This window comes from Salinisphaera sp. LB1 (assembly GCF_003177035.1).
Lineage (GTDB): Bacteria > Pseudomonadota > Gammaproteobacteria > Nevskiales > Salinisphaeraceae > Salinisphaera.
In genome coordinates, this window is sequence record NZ_CP029488.1 from 3151823 (window position 1) to 3170787 (window position 18965).

Annotated in this window: 20 protein-coding genes, 2 tRNA genes and 1 pseudogene; 15 read left to right on the forward strand and 8 right to left on the reverse strand. The window is 63.4% G+C overall.

All coding sequences use genetic code 11. From position 1 onward, the window contains the following. Positions 1 to 10 precede the first annotated feature (10 nt). Positions 11 to 673 carry a TetR/AcrR family transcriptional regulator gene (locus SALB1_RS14155; RefSeq protein ID WP_109994441.1) on the reverse strand — a complete coding sequence of 221 codons (663 nt, stop codon included), beginning with the start codon at positions 671 to 673 and terminating at the stop codon, positions 11 to 13. A gap of 101 nt (positions 674 to 774) precedes the next feature. Between SALB1_RS14155 and SALB1_RS14160 the strand changes: the two genes are divergently transcribed. Then, positions 775 to 1215: a thioesterase family protein gene (locus tag SALB1_RS14160; protein ID WP_109994442.1), complete on the forward strand. Its 441-nt coding sequence runs from the start codon at positions 775 to 777 to the stop codon at positions 1213 to 1215. Between the two features lie 31 nt (positions 1216 to 1246). On the opposite strand, the gene SALB1_RS14165 is transcribed toward SALB1_RS14160, so the two are convergent. Continuing rightward, positions 1247 to 1864 (reverse strand): nitroreductase family protein, encoded by a 618-nt coding sequence (locus SALB1_RS14165; RefSeq protein WP_109994443.1) that lies wholly within the window; start codon positions 1862 to 1864, stop codon positions 1247 to 1249. A 217-nt stretch (positions 1865 to 2081) separates the two neighbouring features. Next, positions 2082 to 3473, reverse strand: coding sequence for an adenylosuccinate lyase (purB, locus tag SALB1_RS14170; RefSeq protein ID WP_109994444.1), 1392 nt, complete (start codon positions 3471 to 3473; stop codon positions 2082 to 2084). Positions 3474 to 3613: 140 nt separating this feature from the next. Here purB and SALB1_RS14175 point away from each other — a divergent pair, with 140 nt between their 5' ends. Together SALB1_RS14175 and SALB1_RS14180 are read left to right on the forward strand one after the other, a co-directional pair. Beyond that, a complete protein-coding gene (locus SALB1_RS14175) occupies positions 3614 to 5002 on the forward strand; it encodes an aspartate ammonia-lyase (RefSeq protein WP_109995460.1) in 1389 nt (462 codons plus the stop codon). An 85-nt stretch (positions 5003 to 5087) separates the two neighbouring features. Then, a complete protein-coding gene (locus SALB1_RS14180; RefSeq protein ID WP_145961329.1) occupies positions 5088 to 5489 on the forward strand; it encodes a hypothetical protein in 402 nt (133 codons plus the stop codon). Between the two features lie 52 nt (positions 5490 to 5541). On the opposite strand, the gene SALB1_RS14185 is transcribed toward SALB1_RS14180, so the two are convergent. Further along, on the reverse strand, positions 5542 to 6153 hold the full coding sequence (locus SALB1_RS14185) for a hypothetical protein (RefSeq protein ID WP_145961330.1): 612 nt from the start codon (positions 6151 to 6153) through the stop codon (positions 5542 to 5544). A 66-nt stretch (positions 6154 to 6219) separates the two neighbouring features. Between SALB1_RS14185 and SALB1_RS14190 the strand changes: the two genes are divergently transcribed. Together SALB1_RS14190 and SALB1_RS14195 are read left to right on the forward strand one after the other, a co-directional pair. Continuing rightward, positions 6220 to 6738 carry a GNAT family N-acetyltransferase gene (locus tag SALB1_RS14190; protein WP_109994447.1) on the forward strand — a complete coding sequence of 173 codons (519 nt, stop codon included), beginning with the start codon at positions 6220 to 6222 and terminating at the stop codon, positions 6736 to 6738. 41 nt (positions 6739 to 6779) lie between these two features. Beyond that, complete coding sequence (locus SALB1_RS14195; protein WP_109994448.1) at positions 6780 to 7037, forward strand: hypothetical protein; 258 nt, start codon at positions 6780 to 6782, stop codon at positions 7035 to 7037. 52 nt (positions 7038 to 7089) lie between these two features. Here SALB1_RS14195 and SALB1_RS14200 read toward each other — a convergent pair whose 3' ends face one another. From SALB1_RS14200 to SALB1_RS14210, 3 genes are all read right to left on the reverse strand, one after another. Further along, positions 7090 to 7782 (reverse strand): glutathione S-transferase family protein, encoded by a 693-nt coding sequence (locus SALB1_RS14200; protein WP_109995461.1) that lies wholly within the window; start codon positions 7780 to 7782, stop codon positions 7090 to 7092. A 199-nt stretch (positions 7783 to 7981) separates the two neighbouring features. Continuing rightward, entirely contained in the window at positions 7982 to 9553 is a 1572-nt protein-coding gene (locus tag SALB1_RS14205; protein WP_109994449.1) for a BCCT family transporter, read from the reverse strand. Positions 9554 to 9610: 57 nt separating this feature from the next. Continuing rightward, positions 9611 to 10450, reverse strand: a complete 840-nt coding sequence (locus tag SALB1_RS14210) for a transglycosylase SLT domain-containing protein (RefSeq protein ID WP_109994450.1) — start codon at positions 10448 to 10450, stop codon at positions 9611 to 9613. 100 nt (positions 10451 to 10550) lie between these two features. Here SALB1_RS14210 and SALB1_RS14215 point away from each other — a divergent pair, with 100 nt between their 5' ends. The 7 genes and pseudogenes from SALB1_RS14215 (at position 10551) to SALB1_RS14245 (ending at position 15560) form a co-directional block, all read left to right on the forward strand. Beyond that, on the forward strand, positions 10551 to 11066 hold the full coding sequence (locus SALB1_RS14215; protein WP_109994451.1) for a disulfide bond formation protein B: 516 nt from the start codon (positions 10551 to 10553) through the stop codon (positions 11064 to 11066). Positions 11067 to 11080: 14 nt separating this feature from the next. Further along, positions 11081 to 11560 (forward strand): ribonuclease E activity regulator RraA, encoded by a 480-nt coding sequence (gene rraA / locus SALB1_RS14220; protein WP_109994452.1) that lies wholly within the window; start codon positions 11081 to 11083, stop codon positions 11558 to 11560. A 749-nt stretch (positions 11561 to 12309) separates the two neighbouring features. Continuing rightward, positions 12310 to 12819 (forward strand): annotated as a pseudogene (locus SALB1_RS14225) (uracil-DNA glycosylase family protein); the annotation flags it as partial. Positions 12820 to 12823: 4 nt separating this feature from the next. After that, positions 12824 to 14650 carry an excinuclease ABC subunit UvrC gene (gene uvrC, locus SALB1_RS14230; RefSeq protein ID WP_109994454.1) on the forward strand — a complete coding sequence of 609 codons (1827 nt, stop codon included), beginning with the start codon at positions 12824 to 12826 and terminating at the stop codon, positions 14648 to 14650. 36 nt (positions 14651 to 14686) lie between these two features. Further along, positions 14687 to 15241 carry a CDP-diacylglycerol--glycerol-3-phosphate 3-phosphatidyltransferase gene (pgsA, locus tag SALB1_RS14235; RefSeq protein WP_109994455.1) on the forward strand — a complete coding sequence of 185 codons (555 nt, stop codon included), beginning with the start codon at positions 14687 to 14689 and terminating at the stop codon, positions 15239 to 15241. 93 nt (positions 15242 to 15334) lie between these two features. Next, positions 15335 to 15409 (forward strand) — tRNA-Gly (locus SALB1_RS14240). 77 nt (positions 15410 to 15486) lie between these two features. Continuing rightward, positions 15487 to 15560: transfer RNA gene (locus SALB1_RS14245), tRNA-Cys, on the forward strand. A 216-nt stretch (positions 15561 to 15776) separates the two neighbouring features. On the opposite strand, the gene SALB1_RS14250 is transcribed toward SALB1_RS14245, so the two are convergent. Continuing rightward, the gene (locus tag SALB1_RS14250) at positions 15777 to 16676 is read right to left on the reverse strand and encodes a DMT family transporter (RefSeq protein WP_158590751.1); all 900 of its coding nucleotides are present in this window, start codon (positions 16674 to 16676) and stop codon (positions 15777 to 15779) included. Positions 16677 to 16791: 115 nt separating this feature from the next. Between SALB1_RS14250 and SALB1_RS14255 the strand changes: the two genes are divergently transcribed. The 3 genes from SALB1_RS14255 (at position 16792) to SALB1_RS14265 (ending at position 18949) form a co-directional block, all read left to right on the forward strand. Next, entirely contained in the window at positions 16792 to 17739 is a 948-nt protein-coding gene (locus tag SALB1_RS14255) for a LysR substrate-binding domain-containing protein (protein WP_145961331.1), read from the forward strand. A gap of 266 nt (positions 17740 to 18005) precedes the next feature. Beyond that, entirely contained in the window at positions 18006 to 18422 is a 417-nt protein-coding gene (locus SALB1_RS14260; RefSeq protein ID WP_158590752.1) for an SGNH/GDSL hydrolase family protein, read from the forward strand. Between the two features lie 5 nt (positions 18423 to 18427). Then, positions 18428 to 18949, forward strand: a complete 522-nt coding sequence (locus tag SALB1_RS14265) for a GNAT family N-acetyltransferase (RefSeq protein ID WP_109994459.1) — start codon at positions 18428 to 18430, stop codon at positions 18947 to 18949. The last annotated feature ends 16 nt before the right edge of the window (positions 18950 to 18965 follow it).

Genomic DNA, 18965 nt, shown 5'->3' on the forward strand with positions numbered 1-18965 from the left:
CCGTAAATATCTAGCGTGACTGGGCCACGGCCGGCGAAGCTGCCGCCGGCGTGTCGGCGGTCCGGCCGCCGTTATCGTCGTTGTCTTCGGCCTGCGCTTCCGGGGGCAGCAGGCTGACCATCAAAAAGCGGACGTAGTCGGCGAACGCGGGATCGTCGGCGGCCGGCCATTCGCCGGGCAGATCGCGCCGAATCTGTAGCGAACCGAGAAAGACCGAGTAGGTCTGCAATGCCCATTGCCGTGCGCGATCGGGACCCAGGCCCAGCGCGGCATAGCAGTCGATGAGAAATTGCAGGCGCCGGTGTGAGACGCGTTCGACGTATTCGCGCACGAACGACGGTTTGGTTGCACTCGACAGCGCGGTATAGATGCGGCTGGCGCGACGCGAGGTGTTCACTTCCGTCACCAGGCGCTTGATCCGGGCGCGCGGGTCGGTTTCCTGCTGCACGCGTGCCAGCACTTCGTCGGTTTCGCGCGCCTCCCAGCGCGCCAGAGCGGCCGTGAGCAGGGCATCGCGATTGGCGAAATGCCAGTAGAAACTGCCCTTGGTCACGCCCAGCTCGCGCGCCAGCGGTTCCACCGCCACGCCTTCCACACCACGGCGCCCAATGGCTTCAAGCGCGGCTTCGGCCCAGTCCTGGGCAGAGAGGGCATTTTTCTGGCTCTTGGGCATTCGGGGTTCGCACCGTTAAGACTTCCGTATAATCTTGCGCAGTCGCCGTGCTCTGTCAATACGGCGGCGTATGGAATAACGGATGCAGTGCGAGGGAGGCCATGCGCGAACCAAACCGCTCAGACTATGCCCACATCACCCCGATCAAGGTGAAATGGGGCGAAATGGACAGCCTTGGCCATGTGAACAACACGGTCTTTTTTCGATATTCGGAAGACGGGCGCATCGATTACATCCACCGGATCACCGAGGGCGGCGATACCCAGACCAGCGACGGGCCGATCCTGGCGGACCTGCAATGCAGTTTCCGGCGTCAGCTGCGTTTCCCGGCGGACGTCGAGATCGGAACACGCGTACGGCGCCTCGGCCGCTCCAGCCTGGAACTGGAGCAATGCCTGTTCGGGGTCGATTCCGACGAGCCGATCGCGGTGTACACCAACGTCATCGTCTGGTTCGACTACGGCGCCCAGACCAGCATGCGCATTCCCGAGACGATCCGCGAGCGCATCCGGCGGCTGGAGCAGGTCGCGCCGGAGGAATGAGCCGCGCCAGCGCGGCCATCCCGGCGGGGGATCAGGTCTCGCGCTCGGGAAAACCGTCGTCCATGAACACGGCGTCCAGGTCGAGCTGGCCGGCGCGCGGGTGAGCGTCGGCCAATGGTTTGCCGATACACAGCATCATGCAGATGCGATGGTCCGGCGGTAGGTTGATCAAGTGCCCGACGCGCTTGAAGTCGAAGCCGTCCATCGGGCACGACTCGTAGCCCATCGCCTTGGCCGCGAGCATCGCCGTCTGCGCGGCCATGCCGCAGGAGCGCATGCCTTCGTCGCGCTGCAGCGTATCGTCGTCGCGATAGAAGTGCCGGATCTCGCGCACCATCGACTCCGAGACATGCGCCGGCGCGTTCACCCAGTAGCGCTCGGGTGATTTGTCCCAGCTTTTTAGATCCATGCAGAACACGAGCAGCAGCGAGGCGTCGGTTACCTGCAACTGGTCCCAAGCGGCCTTGCGGATCTCGGTGCGCAGCGCACGGTCGCGCACGGCGACGAACCGCCAGTTCTGGATGTTGAAGGCGGTGGGCGAGAGGATCACATGATCCATCAGTTGGCGGATTTCGGCCTCGCTCATCCGATGCGCGGGATCGAACTTGCGCACCGAGCGCCGCCGGCGGATCGCTTCGAGTACGTCCAATGCTAGTGTCCTGTCCTGGGTATTTTGCCGTATTCAGAATGCCTGTGCGGGCCCAGCACAGGCGTTCCCTTCGGAATATCGGGTGTGGGGCGAGGCGGCGCGCCCCCGTGGACGGCGTTGCGCCGCTTGGCCAGGGGGATGCCCTGGCCGGCGCGTCGCGCCTTGCCACGAACGCGCGCCGCCTCGCTGAATACGACAAAATACCCAGGACAGGACACTATTCCTGAACGCCGTCGGCGGCACGCTGGGCCTGGCTCACGGCATTACCGATGTAGTCCTGCGGGCGCATGGCCTTGAGCCGACGCTTGTCCTCGGCGGTGATCTCGAGGCTGTCGATGAAGGCATGCATGGCCTCGGCATCGAGCTTCTTGCCACGCGTGAGCGCCTTGAGCTTTTCGTACGCGCCGGAGATACCGCGGACGCGCATCACGGTCTGGATGGCTTCGCCGAGCACGATCCAGTTGTCGTCGAGGTCGGCATCCAGGCGTCTGGCGTCGGCCTCGAGCTTGCCCAGGCCGCGCAGCAGCGCGTCGTAGGATAGGGTGGAATGCGCCAGACCAACGCCGAGATTGCGCAATACGGTGGAATCGGTCAGGTCGCGTTGCCAGCGCGAGATCGGGAGCTTGGCCGCCAGATGATCCATGATCGCGTTGGCCAGGCCCAGATTGCCCTCGGCGTTCTCGAAATCGATCGGGTTGACCTTGTGCGGCATGGTCGACGAGCCGACCTCGCCTTCGACCGTCGCCTGCCGGAAGTAGCCCAGCGAAATATAGCTCCAGATATCGCGCGAGAAATCCAGCAGGACCGTGTTCAAGCGCATGACGGCATGGAAGAATTCGGCCACGTAGTCGTGCGGCTCGATCTGGGTGGTCGCCGGGCTGATCGCGAGCCCCATGCCGGTGATGAAGCGTTCGGCAATACCTGGCCAGTCGGCCTCCGGATAAGCCGCCAGATGCGCGTTGTAGTTGCCCACGGCCCCGTTCATCTTGCCGAGGATCTCGATATCGGCCAGGGCCGCGCGTTGACGGCGCAGACGCTGGACGAAAACGGCCATTTCCTTGCCCAGCGTGGTCGGCGACGCCGACTGGCCGTGCGTTCGCGACAGCATGGCGAAATCGGCATAGATATCCGCCATCGTGGCGATGGCCTCGATGACCTGATCCAGCCGCGGCAGCAGCACGTCGCTGCGGGCGTCGCGCAGCATCTGGGCGTAGGCCAGATTGTTGATGTCTTCGGACGTACAGGCGAAGTGAATGAACTGGCTGACGTGGGCGATTTCGTCGAAGTGCTCGATTTTGTCGCGCAGGTAGTACTCGACGGCCTTCACGTCGTGATTGGTGGTGCGCTCGATGGTCTTGACCGCATCGGCCTCGCCTTCATCGAAGTCATCGATCAGTGACTCGAGATAGTCATTGGCGGCTTGCGACATTTCGCCGATCTCCGGGATCGCCGGCTCGGCGGCCAGCGCCTGGAACCAGCGGATCTCGACGATCAGCCGGTAACGAATCAACCCGTATTCGCTGCACATGGGGCGCAGGTCGGCGGTCTTGCCGCCGTAGCGGCCGTCGATCGGCGAAATCGCGGTCAGTGCGGTCAGTCGCGTCGGCATATGGGGAACATCCCTGAACGAAGGCGGTGATAGAATCGCTGATTCTACCGAATACCAGGTGTCGGCGTCGCCAGCGGTCGCCGGCATTGCGTTTGTCGCCGGCCCCGGGGCCGGAATACCGCGTCGAGAAGGAGTCCGCGATGGCCGATCAGAACTACCGCATCGAAAAAGACAGCATGGGCGAACTGCGTGTGCCGCGGGACGCGTTGTGGGGCGCCCAGTCCCAGCGCGCGATCGAGAATTTTCCGATCTCCGATCTGCGCGCACCGCGTGCCATGATCAACGCGCTCGGCCTGATCAAGGCCAGTGCGGCGCAGGTCAACCGCGATCTCGGCCTGCTCGACGGCGATATCGCGGAAGCGATCATCGACGCCGGCAAGAAGGTGGCCGCCGGCGACTATGACGACCATTTTCCGGTCGATATCTTTCAGACCGGCTCGGGCACCTCGACCAACATGAACACCAACGAGGTGATCGCGCATGTTGCCAGCGAGACGGCAGGCCAGACGGTGCACCCGAACGATCACGTCAACATGGGCCAGTCGTCCAACGACACCATCCCGACATCGATCCAGGTCGCCTCGGTTATCGAGTGCGAACGGCATCTGCTGCCGGCGCTGCGTCATCTGCGCGATACGCTGCACACCAAGGGCGAGGAGCTGTCCACGGTGGTCAAGACGGGGCGTACGCACCTGATGGATGCGATGCCGGTGCGTTTCGACCAGGAACTCGGCGGCTGGGCCGCCCAGATCGATTCCAACATCGCCCGCGTGGAATCGGCGCTTACGCGCATGCGGCGCCTGGCCCAGGGCGGCACCGCCGTGGGCACCGGTATCAACGCGCATCCGGAGTTCGGCGAGCGGATCGCCAAGGCGATCGGCGAGGTCGCGCGCTGCCCGTTCTCCACCAGTGAGAATTACTTCGAATGCCTGTCCTCGCAGGACAGTGCGGTCGAGCTCTCCGGCCAGCTCAACACCATCGCCGTGTCGATCATGAAGATCGCCAACGACCTGCGCTGGATGAACTCCGGCCCGCTGGCCGGCCTCGGCGAGATCCAGCTGCCGGCGCTCCAGCCCGGCTCGTCGATCATGCCGGGCAAGGTGAACCCGGTGATTCCCGAGGCCGCCACCATGGTCGCCGCCCAGGTCATGGGCAACCACACCACCATCACGGTGTCCGGCCAGGCCGGTAATTTCCAGCTCAACGTCATGCTGCCGGTCGTCGCCTACAACCTGCTGCAGTCCATCGAGTTGCTGACCAACACCGCACGCGTGCTGGCCGACAAGGCGATCGCCGGTTTCACGGTCAACCAGGACAACCTCGACGATGCGTTGTCGAAAAACCCGATTCTGGTGACCGCGCTGAACTCGGTGATCGGTTACGACAAGGGCGCGGCCATCGCCAAGCAGGCATACAAGGAAGGGCGCCCGGTCAAGGAGCTGGCCATGGAACAGACCGATCTGTCCGAAGCCGAACTCGACCGGCTGCTCGATCCGGCCGAGCTCACCCAGGGCGGGATCAAGCAGTAAACGCGCGCGTGTTTGCCGAGCCGGGCGGCACGATGCCCATGTCGTGCCGCCCGCCTTGTTTTACGACCTGAAAGACGGGCTGCGCATGTCCCAACACCAATCGAATCGGCCGGCGCCGGTGTTCTGGGCCCTCGTGCTGTTCTGGCTCACCATCGTGCTCGGACTGTTCAAGCTGGGGCGCGTGCTGTCGTTGCCGGCGGGGCCGGGAGGGCACTCGTTCGCGGTGTTTACCTTCATCGCGATCTATTCGCTCATGATACTGGTGGCGATCTATCTGGCGATGGGCGCATCCTGGGCGCGCGGGGCGATGTTGATTCTGTCCATTGTCGGGGTATTGCCGGCACTACCGCTCGTGTTCACGCATTTTGCCGTGATTCCGCTCGCCGCGACCGCGACCTGCGCGCAGGCGTTGGCGCAGATTGCGGGCCTGTATCTGGTGTTCCGCGAGCCGGCCGCCAGCTGGTTCGGCCGACCGATCGGTCGCTGAGATCGGACTGCGCCAGCGCGGGGCGCGCCGGGGGAACGCGCGCCGTCGGCGGTCAATCGGCGTATTTTGACATGACGCTGGCGATCCCCGGCATGGCGGCAATCACCTCGCGCTGGGCGCGCCCGCGCAACCGCTGGTAGCCGGATTTGACCACCCGATTGTCCACCTCGGCCACCCGGCGATCACTGACCGCGAGCAGGGCGTCGGCCACTTGGCTCTGATGGGCCATCAGATAATCGCGGAAATGCGTGTCCGGATCGGCCTGGGCATGGGCATAGAACGGTTCCAGTGCATCCACAAATTGTGGCAGCAGCGCGCGCATGGCGCTGTCGATCAGATTCGGCTTGGCTTTGCGGATCATGTTGAAGCCGGTGCGCAGGGCCATGTTCTTCTTTTCGACCTCGCTGGCCACGAGTGTCTTGCTGTCCTCCAGAAGCTGCGGAAATACGGCATCGTCAAGAAGCTGCTGGGCCAGGGGGCCTTGTTGTGTTTCGGACACGGCTGGAACCATTCGGTGCGGGATTGTGGCGGGAATGTTCCAGATTGGCCCGCAGCCGTCAATTCTGCGTGTTAAGCGGCCGTTTCGTATCTCGAAGCCCGATGGTGTGGGATAGGCGCGGCGGGCTGGTTGGCCTTGCTCCGTTTTCAACGCCTCGATCGTCATCACTCGCACGAATACCGGTCAATCTCGCTAAGATACGGGGTAGAGTGACTCGACGAAGCAGGTGGAATGTTCACGATCGAGCCGGTTCAGGCACGACACCAGGCGGCGTTCCTTGAGGCAGCCCGGCGCAGTGTGCGTCTTCATCATCCCTGGATTTCGCCGCCTTGCACCGTGGCGGGTTTCCGCCAGCATCTAAGACGTTACGAGGCGATCAACCAGGCCAGCTATGTGGCCGTCGCTGGCGATCACTCACTCATCGGCTGCGTGCATATCAACGAAATCGTGCACGGGGCGCTGCAGTCCGCCTTCCTCGCGTATTTCGTTTTCGAGCCCTATCAAGGGCGCGGGCTCATGTCGCAGGTGCTCGCGCGGGTGATCGACCTCGCCTTCGATCGCCATGGCCTGCATCGGGTCGAGGCGAATGTTCAGCCGGCCAATCGAGCGTCGAAGGCGCTGGTCGAACGGCTGGGTTTTCGGCTGGAAGGCTTTTCCCCGCGTTATCTCAAGATCGGTGGCGATTGGCGCGATCACGAACGCTATGCGCTGACCGTTGAGGAATGGACGGCGCAGCCCGGGGCGCGCTGAGTGGCGCGTGTGGCCGGGATGACAGCCAGTGGAGGTGTTCAATGCTGCTGAATCTGTTGACCGTGGGCGCGGCCTGCGCGATGGGCGCGTTCCTGATCAGTCTGCGCATGGGGGACCGCGGCCGGATGCAGCGCTCGGGTGCGCTGTTCGTGGCGATGCTGGCGTTACTGCTCGTCCGGCTCTACCCCCAATTCGAGATCGTGTTCGGGGCCATCGCCGTGGCCGCGGCGCTCGCGTATGCGATATCCGCGCTGCGGCATGCCGGTGCCCGGCGCCGCGACGATTCCGGCGATCGTTGAACGGCGCCGAGTCGGGCGAACCGGCCGCCGCGGCCGGTTCGCAGTCCTTCGATCAGGCGCGGGCGGTGTTCTGCGGGAACATGTGGCGCCGGGCCTCGTCATCCATCTCGGTCTTGAAGGCATGCCTGGATTTCAACGCACGAGCGCGTTGCGCTGCCGGCCGGGCTTCGATTTCGTCGAGCAACCGCTTGATCTGCGGATAGTCCGACCAGACCTCCTGGTTGTCGAGAATGAACGGCACGCGGCTGCCCCAGCCCCATAGCGCCATGTCGACAATGCCGTAGGCTTCACCCGCCATGTAGCGGCGATCGGCCAGGTGCTGCTCGATCAACCCCCAGTGACGACGGGCTTCGAAGTCGTAGCGATTGATGGCGTAGTCGTTGCCCTCGGGCGCGAAATGCCGGAAGTGCACGCACTGGCCCGAGTACGGACCGATGCCCGTTGCGATGAACATCAGCCACGACAGCGCCTGGCCGCGCTCGACCGGATCTTCCGGCAAGCGGTATTGCCCGGTCTTGTCGACCAGGTACAGCAGGATCGCGGTGCTGTCGAACACGCGCGCGCCAGTGTCGGTATCGACCATCGCCGGCGTCTTGGCGTTCGGATTGATCTTCCGGAATTCCGGGGCATGTTGCTCACCCTTGCGGGTGTCGACCGGTTTCAGCGTGTAGTCGAGGCCGCTTTCTTCCAAATAGAGTGCGACCTTTTCCGGGTTCGGTGAGGGGTGGTAATAGAATTCGATCATGATGTATCGCGATAGGAATGAATGGCCCGACTGTGTATCCGCGGGCCGCGTCGACGCAAACATTGCCGCTTCGGATACCCGGCTATGCGGCTTGCGCGCCGGTATTACCGAGCGGGCCGGGATAATTCGCGCACCCACGTGCTCGCCATCGGTGCTGCGGGCCAGCCCGCGCACGTGGCGCAGGCCGGTGGCTGGCATCTCAATCGGCTGGTGTGATCGTGCCTGGCACGGCGGCGCGAAGGCGTTCGGAGACGGCGAGTTCATGTCGCATGCTCTTCACGACGGCTACGCACATTAGAATCATCACCACCGAAAACGGCAGGCCGCCGACCAGCGAGGCGGTCTGCAGCGCCGACAGGCCGCCGGCGATGGCGAGTGCAATGCTTACGAGCCCCTGTAGCAGGACCCAGAACGCGCGGGTCGATACGGGGGGCCGCGTCATGCCGCCGGTGGACAGCACGGCGACCACGAACGCGCCCGAGTCGGCCGAGGTGACGAAGAAGGTCACGATGAGCACGATCGCCAGAATCGAGCTGAACGTGGCGAACGGCAGCCCGGCGAGATAATCGAAAACGACCTGCTGTGTCGCGACATCGCCGAGTCCGCCGGCGCCGAACATCTCGCGGTGCAGTGCGGCCCAGCCCATGGTGCCGAACCACAGGAAAATGCCCAGGGTCGGGATGCAGAGCACGCCGAGGGCGAATTCGCGCACCGTGCGCCCGCGCGAGATGCGCGCCAGAAAAGTGCCCACGAACGGCCCCCAGGCGATCCACCAGGCCCAGAAGAAGACCGTCCAGTAAGACTGCCACTTGTCGCTGCCGGTGGAGAAGTCGGTTTCGAAGCTCGTTTGCAGGATGTGCTGGAAGTAGTAACCGAACGACGCGGTCAGGGCCTTGAGCAGGAATACAGTGGGGCCGAAGACGAACACGAAGGCCAGTAGCACCGCGGCCAGCAGGATGTTGAGGTTCGACAGCCACTTGATGCCGCGCGACAACCCCGACAGCACGGAAACGCCGGCGGCCAGGCTGATCAACGCGATGATGGTGATGCGCAGGTCGAGCGAGGAGTGGGCGATGCCGAGATACTGCAGGCCGGTATTGATCTGGATGACGCCGAGACCGAGCGAGGTCGCCAGCCCGAACACGGTGCCGATGATGGCCACGATATCGATCAGGTCGCCGATCCAGCCGTGCACCCAGCGCCCCAGCAGGGGTTCCAGGCCCCAGCGGATCGCCAGCGGTCGGCCGCGACGATGGGTGGCGAATCCGAGCGCCAGCCCGACGATGATATAGATCGCGAACGCGCCCGCGCCCCATTCCATCCAGGTCAGCTGGATCGCATAGCGGGCGGCGGCGATGGTGCCGGACGCCATCTGCCGCGGCGCGTGGTGGAAGTGCGCTATGGGCTCGGCCGTACCGTAGAAGATGACCCCGATGCCGATGCCGGCCGAGAACAACATTGTGTACCAGGACAGGCGTGAGAACTCGGGGCGCGAGTCGTCCGGCCCGAGCCGGAGTGCGCCGAAGCGGCTGCAGCCCACCCAGATGCAGAAGCCGATGAAGCCGGCGCAGATGAAGATGTAGTACCAGCCGAAGTAATGGACGATATCGGCCAGCAGTACATTGAACACGCCCGACATGGTTTCGGGCCAGAGCATGGTCGCGGCGACCAGTGTGAGGATGAGCGTGACCACGGGGTAGAACACGCGCCCGGCCAGTTGCAGCGGGCCATGACGTTGGACGACCGGCGTGGTCGGCATGAAATCGGACAAGTCGGGTTCCTTGAAAGGGTTCGAGTGATTGAAGGGGCGACCGGCGCGATGCGCCGATCAGTCGAGATGCGGCGCGATCAGCGCCTGGTAACCGCGTACGCGCTCGACATAGGCAACGACATCGCCGCCGCGGGCATAGCCGTGGGGCAGGTCAGTGTAGTAACGCGGCTCGGCCAGCAGCGGCAGCACCTGCTTGAGATCGGACCATAGATGCGGATTCTTGCCGAGCCGACGCGCCAGCGTCTGCGCATCGCGCAGATGCCCCATGCCCATGTTGTACGCGGCCAGTGCGAAATCGTTGCGATCGGGCAGGGGCACTTTGCTCGAAACCCGGGCACGCATTCGTGCCAGATAATGAGCGCCGCCGCGCACGCTTGCCACCGCGGAGAGCCGGTCGGTCACACCCACCGTCCGCGCTGTCGAAGGCGACAGCATCATCATGCCGGCAGCGCGGTGATGGGTCGCGCGCGGGCGCCATTTGGACTCGATGTACGCGACCGCAGCGAGCAGCGAGGCCGGCAAGCCATAAGCATGGCCGGCATTTGCGAACAGCTGATTATAGCGCGGCAGCGTCGTGTGCAGCCGTCGTCCGAGGTCCTGCCGCTGGCGTGGATTCAGCCCCGGTCGCGGCGGATCGGCTCGCGGCCTGGGGGGAAGCGCTGCGATCTCGCGCAGCACGGTGGCCGGGCGGGATGAGGCCGACCACGGATCGACGAAGCGCGGCCAGGGGGTGTTTTCCGGTGCCAGAAGGTGCCCGACGCCGGGAAACAAGCCGTGCCCGAGCCGATCGAGACGTGCGGATACAGCGCCGGGTGCGGCGGCTGCCCCGATGCCGGAAAGACTGCCGGCGATCAACAACGCACTCGCGGCCCGGGCCACGACACGAGATGGCGTCATGGCAAGGCACGCAGTGTCATCATGCACTTCATTATAACAGACCACTGTGCGGCCTCCATCTGCGTTGCCGCCGGCCGGACGCTGTGGGAATATCCCGTCGATGACTTCTCGCCTGTATTTCGCCGCGGGCTTCTCCGCTGCTGCCGCCGCGCTGGTTCTGGTCTACCTGCTGCAATACGTCGGCGGGCTCGAGCCCTGTCCGCTGTGTATTTTCCAGCGCGTGGCCATGGCCGGCGTGGCGTTGTTTTGCCTGGTGGGCTGGGTCCATGGTCCAGGCGGGCTGGCGCACCGTGTCTACGCCGGGCTGGCCGGCCTGGCGGCCCTTGCCGGTGCCGCCATCGCCGCGCGCCACGTCTGGCTCATGCATCTGCCGCCCGACCAGGTGCCCGCCTGCGGTCCCGGCCTGAATTACCTGATCCACATCATGCCGCTACAGGAGGTGGTGTCGGTCGTACTGCGCGGTGATGCCAGCTGTGCCACGGTCAAGGGCGCGTTCCTCGGCCTGAGTTTGCCGGCCTGGTCCTTGATCTATTTCATTCTGTTGAGTGGCGGTGCGCTGGCGGGCCTGTGCGGTCTCGGCGCGCGTCCTGCAGCGTCACGTTATTCCGCGTCCTGAGCAAGGAGACTTTCATGTATCCCGTAACCGATCTGTGCGACGAGTTCGCCGATCAGCTCCAGATTCTGGAGCCGATGTTCACCGACTTCGGCGGCCGGCTCGCCTTCGGCGGCCCCATCAGTACCGTGAAGTGCTTCGAGGATAATTCGCTGGTGCGGCTCGCGCTGGAAGAGCCCGGCGCCGGCCGCGTACTGGTGGTCGATGGCGGTGGTTCCGATCGCTGCGCGCTGCTGGGCGACAATCTCGCCCAACTCGCGATCGACAACGAATGGGCTGGCATCATCGTCTATGGCTGTATCCGCGATGCCGAGGCGATCTCGCAGATGGATGTGGCGGTCAAGGCGCTGAACACGCATCCGCTCAAGTCGGACAAGAAGAATGTCGGCGAACGAGACGTGCCAGTCCGCTTCGCCGGCGTGTCGTTCATGCCCGAAGACTGGCTCTACGCCGATCTCGACGGGATCGTGGTCTCCAATGCCGAGTTGGCATTATAGAACGACGCGTTCGGGCGTCACCGAATGATCGTCGATCATCCGGCCCAGGCCCCCGATCCGCGTCAATTCGCGTCCTGTTAGACCGCGGTTCCTGGCCTGGCCCGTGCTGCCACGACTTCGGCGCGTCGAGGCCTGGTCCGTGATCGTGCGCGGCGCGGCCTTGCCGGTCGGCGGGCCGTGCGCGGGGCCGCTCGCCGTGTCCGATCCGGTGGATTGCGGGTCGACCGGGCGGCCTCACCGAGCGCCATAGCCGGCGCGACCGACCGGTGGTAATGAATAACCCGGATGTCCGGACTGCGCGCCGGAATGGAGGAGAGGGGATGCGCGAACCCGCGCCCCATTGTCGTCGTTGTCCGCGTCTGGTGGCATTGCGCCGGGAGACGCGGCGCGCTTTCCCGGCGCATCACGGCGCGCCCGTGCGCGCGTTCGGCTCGCCGGATGCGGCACTGCTGGTGATCGGGCGAGTGTCCTGTCCTGGGTATTTTGCCGTATTCAGAACGCCTGTGCGGGCCCAGCACAAGGCGCGCGACTGCGCCATGGCGAGCCTATGGCAAAGGAGCGCAACGCGGTGATGGGGGCGCACAGGCGTTCCCTTCGGGATATAGGGTGTGGGGCGAGGCGGCGCACGCCCGTGGACGGCGTTGCGCCGCTTGGCCAGGGGATGGCCCTGGCCGGCGCGTCGCGCCTTGCCACGAACGCGCGCCGCCTCGCTGAATGCGACAAAATACCCAGGACAGGACACTACCGCCGGGCTTCACGGTGCCCACGCGACCGGGCGTCCATTCACCGGCGACGACGCGGGCAGCTTGCTCTATGCCACCTTGCACGCCCACGGCTTTGCCAGCGCGCCCCGCTCGGTTGGCCGGGACGACGGTCTCGAACTTTACGACTGCCGCATAACCAACGCGGTGAAACGCCTGCCGCCGGACAATCGCCCGATCGCCGCCGAGATCCACACCTGCAATCGATTTCTGGTCGACGAGATTGCCGCCGCGCGGGTGCTGGTGACGCTCGGCAGGCTGGCCCACAAGGCCACCGTGCGGGCGCTTGGCCTGCGCCAGGTGGCTTATCCCTTCGGCCATGCCGCGGCATACACGCTGGCTGATGGGCGTCGGCTGATCGCCTCCTATCATTGCAGCCGCTACAACCAGAATACGCGCCGGCTCACGCCCGCCATGTTCGACGAGGTATTCGCCCGGGCGCGAGCGGCGGTGGACTCGGTGCGCGACTTGTCATCAACCGCTTCGGACGCATCATAGAACCATGACCGACGAGACCGGATTCGACCCCAACCGCTACGTCCGACAGCTGACCACGCGCCCCGGCGTCTATCGCATGTATAACGCCGCCGGCGAGGTGCTCTACGTCGGCAAGGCCAAGAATCTCAAAAAGCGTGTATCGAGTTATTTCCTGCGGGCCTCGGGCAGCGCCAAGACCGAGGCGATGCTCGATCAGGTGGCCAATATCGAGGTCACCGTCACCCATACTGAAGACGATGCGCTGCTGCTCGAGTCGACGCTGATCAAAAAGCACCGGCCGCGCTACAACGTGGTCCTGCGCGACGACAAGAGCTATCCCTATCTGCTGCTCACGGGCGATAACGACTACCCGCGGGTGGTCTATCACCGCGGCGCGCAGAAGCGTAAAGGCCATTATTTTGGCCCGTTCCCCAGTTCCGGCGCGGTGAAGAATACGGCGGATACGCTGATGCGCCTGTTCAAGCTGCGTAACTGTCGCGACAGCTATTTCGAGAACCGATCGCGGCCTTGTCTGCAATACCAGATCAAGCGCTGCAGCGCGCCGTGCGTGGGCTACATCAGCGCTGAGGACTACGCGCGCGATGTGTCCGACGCGGTGGAAATGCTGGAAGGGCGCAACGAAAAACTCATCGACCGGCTCGTCCAGGACATGGAGGCCGCGTCGGCCAGGCTCGATTTCGAGACCGCGGCCCGCCTGCGCGAGAAGATCTCGGCCCTGCGTCGGCTCCAGGCGCAGAGCCAGACTGTGGGCGGCAAGGGCGATTTCGACCTGATCTGCGGCACCATCGACGGTGGTGTGGCCGCGGTGGTGGTGGTGACGGTACGCGGCGGCATCAATCTCGGCCATCGCAGCTTCTTTCCCAGTGCGCCGTCGGGTACCACGGTCGGCGACGCGATGGCCGCGTTCATCAGCCAGTACTACATCGACCGGCCGGCGCCCCCGGAGCTTCTGGTCGACCCGATGCCCGTCGACGATGCCGAACTCGCCGAGAGCCTCTCGGCGCGGGGCAAGCGGCGCGTGGCCATCAAGACCAACGTACGCGGCGAGCGTCGCCGCTGGCTGGAAAACACACGCGCCACGCTCGAGCAGACGCTGTCGGCCAAACTCGCCAGCCGCGCGGGCGTGGAGAAGCGCCTGACCGCATTGGCCGAGGCACTCGGGCTTGATGAGCCGCCGATGCAGATGGCCTGTTTCGATATCAGTCATACCCGGGGCGAGAAGACGGTGGCCTCGTGCGTGGTGTTCGAGGCCGGGGCGCCGAACAAATCGGCGTATCGGCGCTTCAATATCACCGGCATCGAACCGGGGGACGATTATGCGGCGATGCGCCAGGCCGTGACGCGGCGCTTCAAGCGGGGCAAGGCCGGCGAAGCGAAACTGCCCGACCTGCTGCTCATCGATGGCGGCAAGGGCCAGCTGGGCGTGGCCCGGGAGGCGCTCGACGAGCTCGGGGTCAGCGGCGTGCAGCTGCTGGGCGTTGCCAAGGGCACGACGCGCAAGCCGGGCCTGGAACAGCTGTTTTTGCCGGGGCAGAATGCACCTCTTATACTGCCAGCCGACTCACCGGGGCTGCATTTGATCCAACAGATCAGGGATGAGGCGCATCGTTTCGCGATTGCCGCGCATCGAGGCCAGCGAGGCAAGGCGCGCAGCGCCTCGGTTCTCGACGGCGTCGAAGGGCTGGGGCCGAAACGACGGAAAAGCCTGCTGCAGACCTTCGGCGGACCGCGCGAGGTGGCGCGGGCCGGCGTTTCCGATCTGGCGCGCGTCGACGGCATCAGCACTGCCATGGCGCAGCGGATCTACGATTATTTTCACGACACGGCGTAAGCGACCGCCCGTGCGACCACAACGCGAGGAGAGACGTTGAACCTGCCCATCTGGCTCACCCTGTTCCGGCTCATACTCATTCCCTTCGTGCTTGGGTTGTTATTCGTTCCGCTCCCGGGTTTCAACGTGGTGGCCGCCGTGCTGTTCGGCATCGCGCTGGCCACGGACTGGCTCGATGGCTATCTCGCGCGACGCTGGAATCAGACCTCGGCGTTCGGCGCCTTTCTCGACCCGGTCGCGGACAAGCTCATTGTCTGCGCCGTACTGGTCATGCTCGTGTATCGCGATCCACACTGGTTCGTCGCCTTGCCGGCCAGCATTATCGTCGGCCGCGAATTGACCGTATCGGCGCTGCGCGAATGGATGGCCGAACTCGGCCAGCGCGGCGTGGTTTCGGTCGGTTCGCTCGGGAAATACAAGACCGCCGTGCAGATGCTCGCGATCTTCCTCATGCTCTACGATCTCTACCACCAGCAGGCGATCTATACCGGCGGTGTGGTGCTGCTTGTCATATCGGCGGCGCTGACGATGTGGTCGATGGTGATCTACCTGCGCCAGGCCTGGCCGACGCTGAGCATCGAGCGTGGCTGAAGCACTGGATCGGCCCGGGCCGGCAAATTTCGGAATCGATTGGAATCAATCGTTGACACCTTGTTTCGCTGCCCTATAATACGCGCTCACACGGCGGGAATAGCTCAGTGGTAGAGCACAACCTTGCCAAGGTTGGGGTCGCGAGTTCGAATCTCGTTTCCCGCTCCAGACAGCCGAAACCTCGGCCGTATTGGCCGGGGTTTTTCTTTGTCGAGGCCTGGTTTATTCTCGGGCTTCGCACTCGGGGCCAGGTGGCAGAGTGGTGATGCAGCGGCCTGCAAAGCCGCGTACCTCGGTTCGATTCCGGGCCTGGCCTCCACCAAATCTTGCAGTGCGTTCCAGGGAAGTCTTTAAAAGCCCGTTTATACGGGCTTTTTTGTGCATGCCGTCTGTATCCTCCCACGCCTGTCCATTGAAATCCGGCGATATTTGGGAGTAGATAATCCCTGCGCGGCACAGACACCCCAAATGACGCTCAAATCAGGAACAGTGAATACGCCACCGACTTTGGCCGGCGGCATATTCACATTGCCTCTCAGCCGTTGACTGCGGGTGATTTACTGGCTGCGGGCCGGTTAATCAGGATGAGACCGGCGACGACCAGCAGCATGCCGATCAATGCGGGCACGGACAGTCGGTCGCCGAACAACAGGAAATCCCACAGTACGGTGGCCGGCGGAACGCAGAAGAACAGGCTGGTGACCCGGGTAACTTCGCCCCGCTGAATCATGAAGTAAAGCAGCAGTGTCGCACCGACCGACACGACCAACGACATCCAGCCCAGCGTCAGCGTGAACACCGGCGTCCAGTGAACGGATTGCCCCGGCAGCCACAGCGCAATCACCACCAGCACCACCGCACTCACCGAATACTGCACGGCCATGTCGCACAGAATGGGTCTGGACGCACTGTTGAACTTTTGCATGAGCGTGCCGGCAGTAATCCCCAGTAGCGCCAACAGGCCCCACACAAGGCCTGCTATCGGCACCTGATGTGCGAGCGCGCCAACACCGACCACCAGGATCAAGCCGCTGAGACCGAGTACCAAGCCCAACCATTGGCGTGCGTGTGTTTGCCGAAAACGAACCAGGCCGGTCAGCAGCGGCTGGGTTCCGAGAATGATCGCCATCATGCCAGGGGTCAGTTGATATGCCAGTGCCAGAAAGAAACAGGATTGATAGACCACCTGCATCAACAGGCCGGTTGCGGCGGTGATGGCCAACCCCGACCGCGAATACGACCATTTCGGCCGCATCCACAGGATAATCAACCACACGGCCAATGCGGCGAGGGGCATCCGCAGCGCCAGAAACGCCAAAGCGCTCGTATCCTGCAAACCCAGCTTGACCACGATGGCGCCGGCGCTCCAGATGAGCACAAAGACATAAGGGATGGCGTTTACGCCGCGCGGGCCGGCATGATCATGAACCGACATGACTCTGTTCTCGGATCGCAGTGGGTACAGGCATGCGGCAGCATAGGAGTGGATCGATCGATCATTCCAACTATTTATACTGGGCTCATTCATAACCAATGCTTATGTATTAGCCGTGACGGTAGCCGCCATGAAACAGCCAGTCGATCCCGAGTTATTGAGAACATTTATGTGCGTCGCCGATACGGGCACGTTTACCGCCGCCGCCAGGCAGGTTCACCGCAGCCAAGCCGCAGTCAGCTTGCAGATGCGCAAACTTCAGGAGGAGATGGGTGCGCGTTTGTTCGAAAAGGCCGGTCGATGTAAACGACTCACCGCCGACGGTGAAAAACTACGGGTTCATGCGCACCGTATCCTGCAAGCCTACGAAGCGGCGGCCGCCGCCTTCGATCGGGAGCCGCTGAGCGGTCATATCCGTTTTGCCGCACCGGACGATTTCGCGGCCACGCTCTTGCCCGACCTGCTGGCGCGTTTCTCGAAGACGCATCCCGAAGTCGGCGTCGAGTTGTACTGCAATACCACCGCCAATATCTTGCGCCGCATCGAGGCCGGCAGTCTGGACATGGCAGTGATTACCAGCGGGTCCGGCGACGACTTCGGCCGCGTCATTCAACGCGGCGCGCTTGTCTGGATCGGGTCGCCGGAAACCGCGGTCTACGATCACGACCCGTTGCCCCTGGCGTTGTTTCCCGAAGGCTGCCGCTTTCGTAAAGACGCATTGCACGCGTTGGAACAAGCCGGCATTCGCTATCGTTTGGCCTATACCTGTGTCAGCCTTTCAGCGGTGACCGCGGCCGTCGGTGCCGGTCTGGCGGTCAGTGTACTCCCCCATCGCTGCCTGCCCGACTTATCGGCCCGCGTGGTCGAGTTGATTGCGGCGCGGCATCTGCCGGCATTGCCCGATTACGAACTGTCGGTCTGGCGCAATAGCGCCAGTGGTAACACCGCGCTGCTCGACCACTTGGAAAACTACCTCCGGCAGGGCTCGGTCACTGCCACGGCACACTCGGCGCGTAGGTTTGAGTCCTTTAGCGCCGGACCGACGCCGGTTTCGGATGGTTGAGGGATTGCAAGAGCGCACTGAGCTTACGAAATCCGCAAGATCGGTGACTGATTTCAGGCTGACGCCACTGGGTAATATAGTCAAACTGACCACGGCTTGGTCCTGACAAAAGAATGGCCGGGCGTAGACGTGCCTGCATCGGACGAACTCAAAATCGTGCGATGAACTCAGACGGTTGATTCGCTGAGACTGCGGTTCTTGGTTCTCTCCCGGGGCCTGCCGGCGACCGAAATGGCCAAGGTGTGCCGGGCGCCGAAGTGGTCGTCGTGGCCTTGGCCCAGCGCCTGTTTGTCTTGGTTTTCGTCGGCGTCAACGATTTCACAGCACGCACGTCGTCGAGGCAGTGGGCCGACAATCTGCGGAAAGTTGTTTCGTTACTCAAAACGAGGTTTCAAGCCCGCGACATTTTGCTGGCCAGCGTGCCGCCGATGCATCAATTCCCGGCGCTGCCACAGCCCTTGCGCCGGTGGCTGGGTGCACGCGCGAAAAGACTCAATCGAATCATGCGACATATTCCGCAGGATAACGCGGCGTGTCGTTTTATTCCGGTGATCTTTCCCGCCGACAAAGTCTATGTCGTAGTCGATGGCTTCCATCCGGGCGCGGCGGCGTATACGTTATGGGCAGATCGCATCGCTGAAATTATCCAATCCGAGTTGGAAGCCGTCGCTACCTCTTTTTAATTGCTATGAAGCGTCTTGTTAAAACAACCTACCTGGAGATGCGTGAACCCGGACAGTTGCGACCCGCAAAATCTGGCTACGACCGGTTTCAATTAATCCAGAGCGAAATAGCGTCGCCCGAGTTTAATCGTTTCCTGTACGCTGGCGTCGGCGCTGAATGGTTCTGGACTTCACGGCTCTCATGGACGGATACAGACTGGCTTGCCCACCTGAATCGTCCTGAAACCGAGATATGGGCCGCCCATGTCTCGGGTACGCCGGCGGGCTATTTCGAACTTGAATTTCAGAAAGACAAACGTGTTGAAGTCGTATATTTCGGGCTTCTACCCACCTTTATTGGTACGGGTATCGGGGGCGCGTTTCTGACGACAGCCATTTCCCGGGCCTGGGATATGGGCGCCGAGCGCGTATGGGTGCACACCTGCACACTGGATCACCCCAAAGCGCTACAGAATTACCAAGATCGCGGATTCAAAATATTTCATACCGAAGAAGCGATGGAAGAGATCCCCGAGGCGTTTTCATAGCTCAGAATAAGGGTCC

What these genes read in the sequence shown, in the direction of transcription:
- SALB1_RS14210 (WP_109994450.1), bottom strand. Translation starts at nt 10,450, where the DNA reads ATGACGCCATCTCGTGTCGTGGCCCGGGCCGCGAGTGCGTTGTTGATC.
- SALB1_RS14155 (WP_109994441.1), bottom strand. Translation starts at nt 673, where the DNA reads ATGCCCAAGAGCCAGAAAAATGCCCTCTCTGCCCAGGACTGGGCCGAA.
- SALB1_RS14175 (WP_109995460.1), top strand. Translation starts at nt 3,614, where the DNA reads ATGGCCGATCAGAACTACCGCATCGAAAAAGACAGCATGGGCGAACTG.
- SALB1_RS14190 (WP_109994447.1), top strand. Translation starts at nt 6,220, where the DNA reads ATGTTCACGATCGAGCCGGTTCAGGCACGACACCAGGCGGCGTTCCTT.
- SALB1_RS14195 (WP_109994448.1), top strand. Translation starts at nt 6,780, where the DNA reads ATGCTGCTGAATCTGTTGACCGTGGGCGCGGCCTGCGCGATGGGCGCG.
- SALB1_RS14250 (WP_158590751.1), bottom strand. Translation starts at nt 16,676, where the DNA reads ATGTCGGTTCATGATCATGCCGGCCCGCGCGGCGTAAACGCCATCCCT.
- SALB1_RS14180 (WP_145961329.1), top strand. Translation starts at nt 5,088, where the DNA reads ATGTCCCAACACCAATCGAATCGGCCGGCGCCGGTGTTCTGGGCCCTC.
- SALB1_RS14265 (WP_109994459.1), top strand. Translation starts at nt 18,428, where the DNA reads ATGAAGCGTCTTGTTAAAACAACCTACCTGGAGATGCGTGAACCCGGA.
- SALB1_RS14185 (WP_145961330.1), bottom strand. Translation starts at nt 6,153, where the DNA reads ATGACGATCGAGGCGTTGAAAACGGAGCAAGGCCAACCAGCCCGCCGC.
- uvrC (WP_109994454.1), top strand. Translation starts at nt 12,824, where the DNA reads ATGACCGACGAGACCGGATTCGACCCCAACCGCTACGTCCGACAGCTG.
- SALB1_RS14200 (WP_109995461.1), bottom strand. Translation starts at nt 7,782, where the DNA reads ATGATCGAATTCTATTACCACCCCTCACCGAACCCGGAAAAGGTCGCA.
- purB (WP_109994444.1), bottom strand. Translation starts at nt 3,473, where the DNA reads ATGCCGACGCGACTGACCGCACTGACCGCGATTTCGCCGATCGACGGC.
- SALB1_RS14160 (WP_109994442.1), top strand. Translation starts at nt 775, where the DNA reads ATGCGCGAACCAAACCGCTCAGACTATGCCCACATCACCCCGATCAAG.
- rraA (WP_109994452.1), top strand. Translation starts at nt 11,081, where the DNA reads ATGTATCCCGTAACCGATCTGTGCGACGAGTTCGCCGATCAGCTCCAG.
- SALB1_RS14215 (WP_109994451.1), top strand. Translation starts at nt 10,551, where the DNA reads ATGACTTCTCGCCTGTATTTCGCCGCGGGCTTCTCCGCTGCTGCCGCC.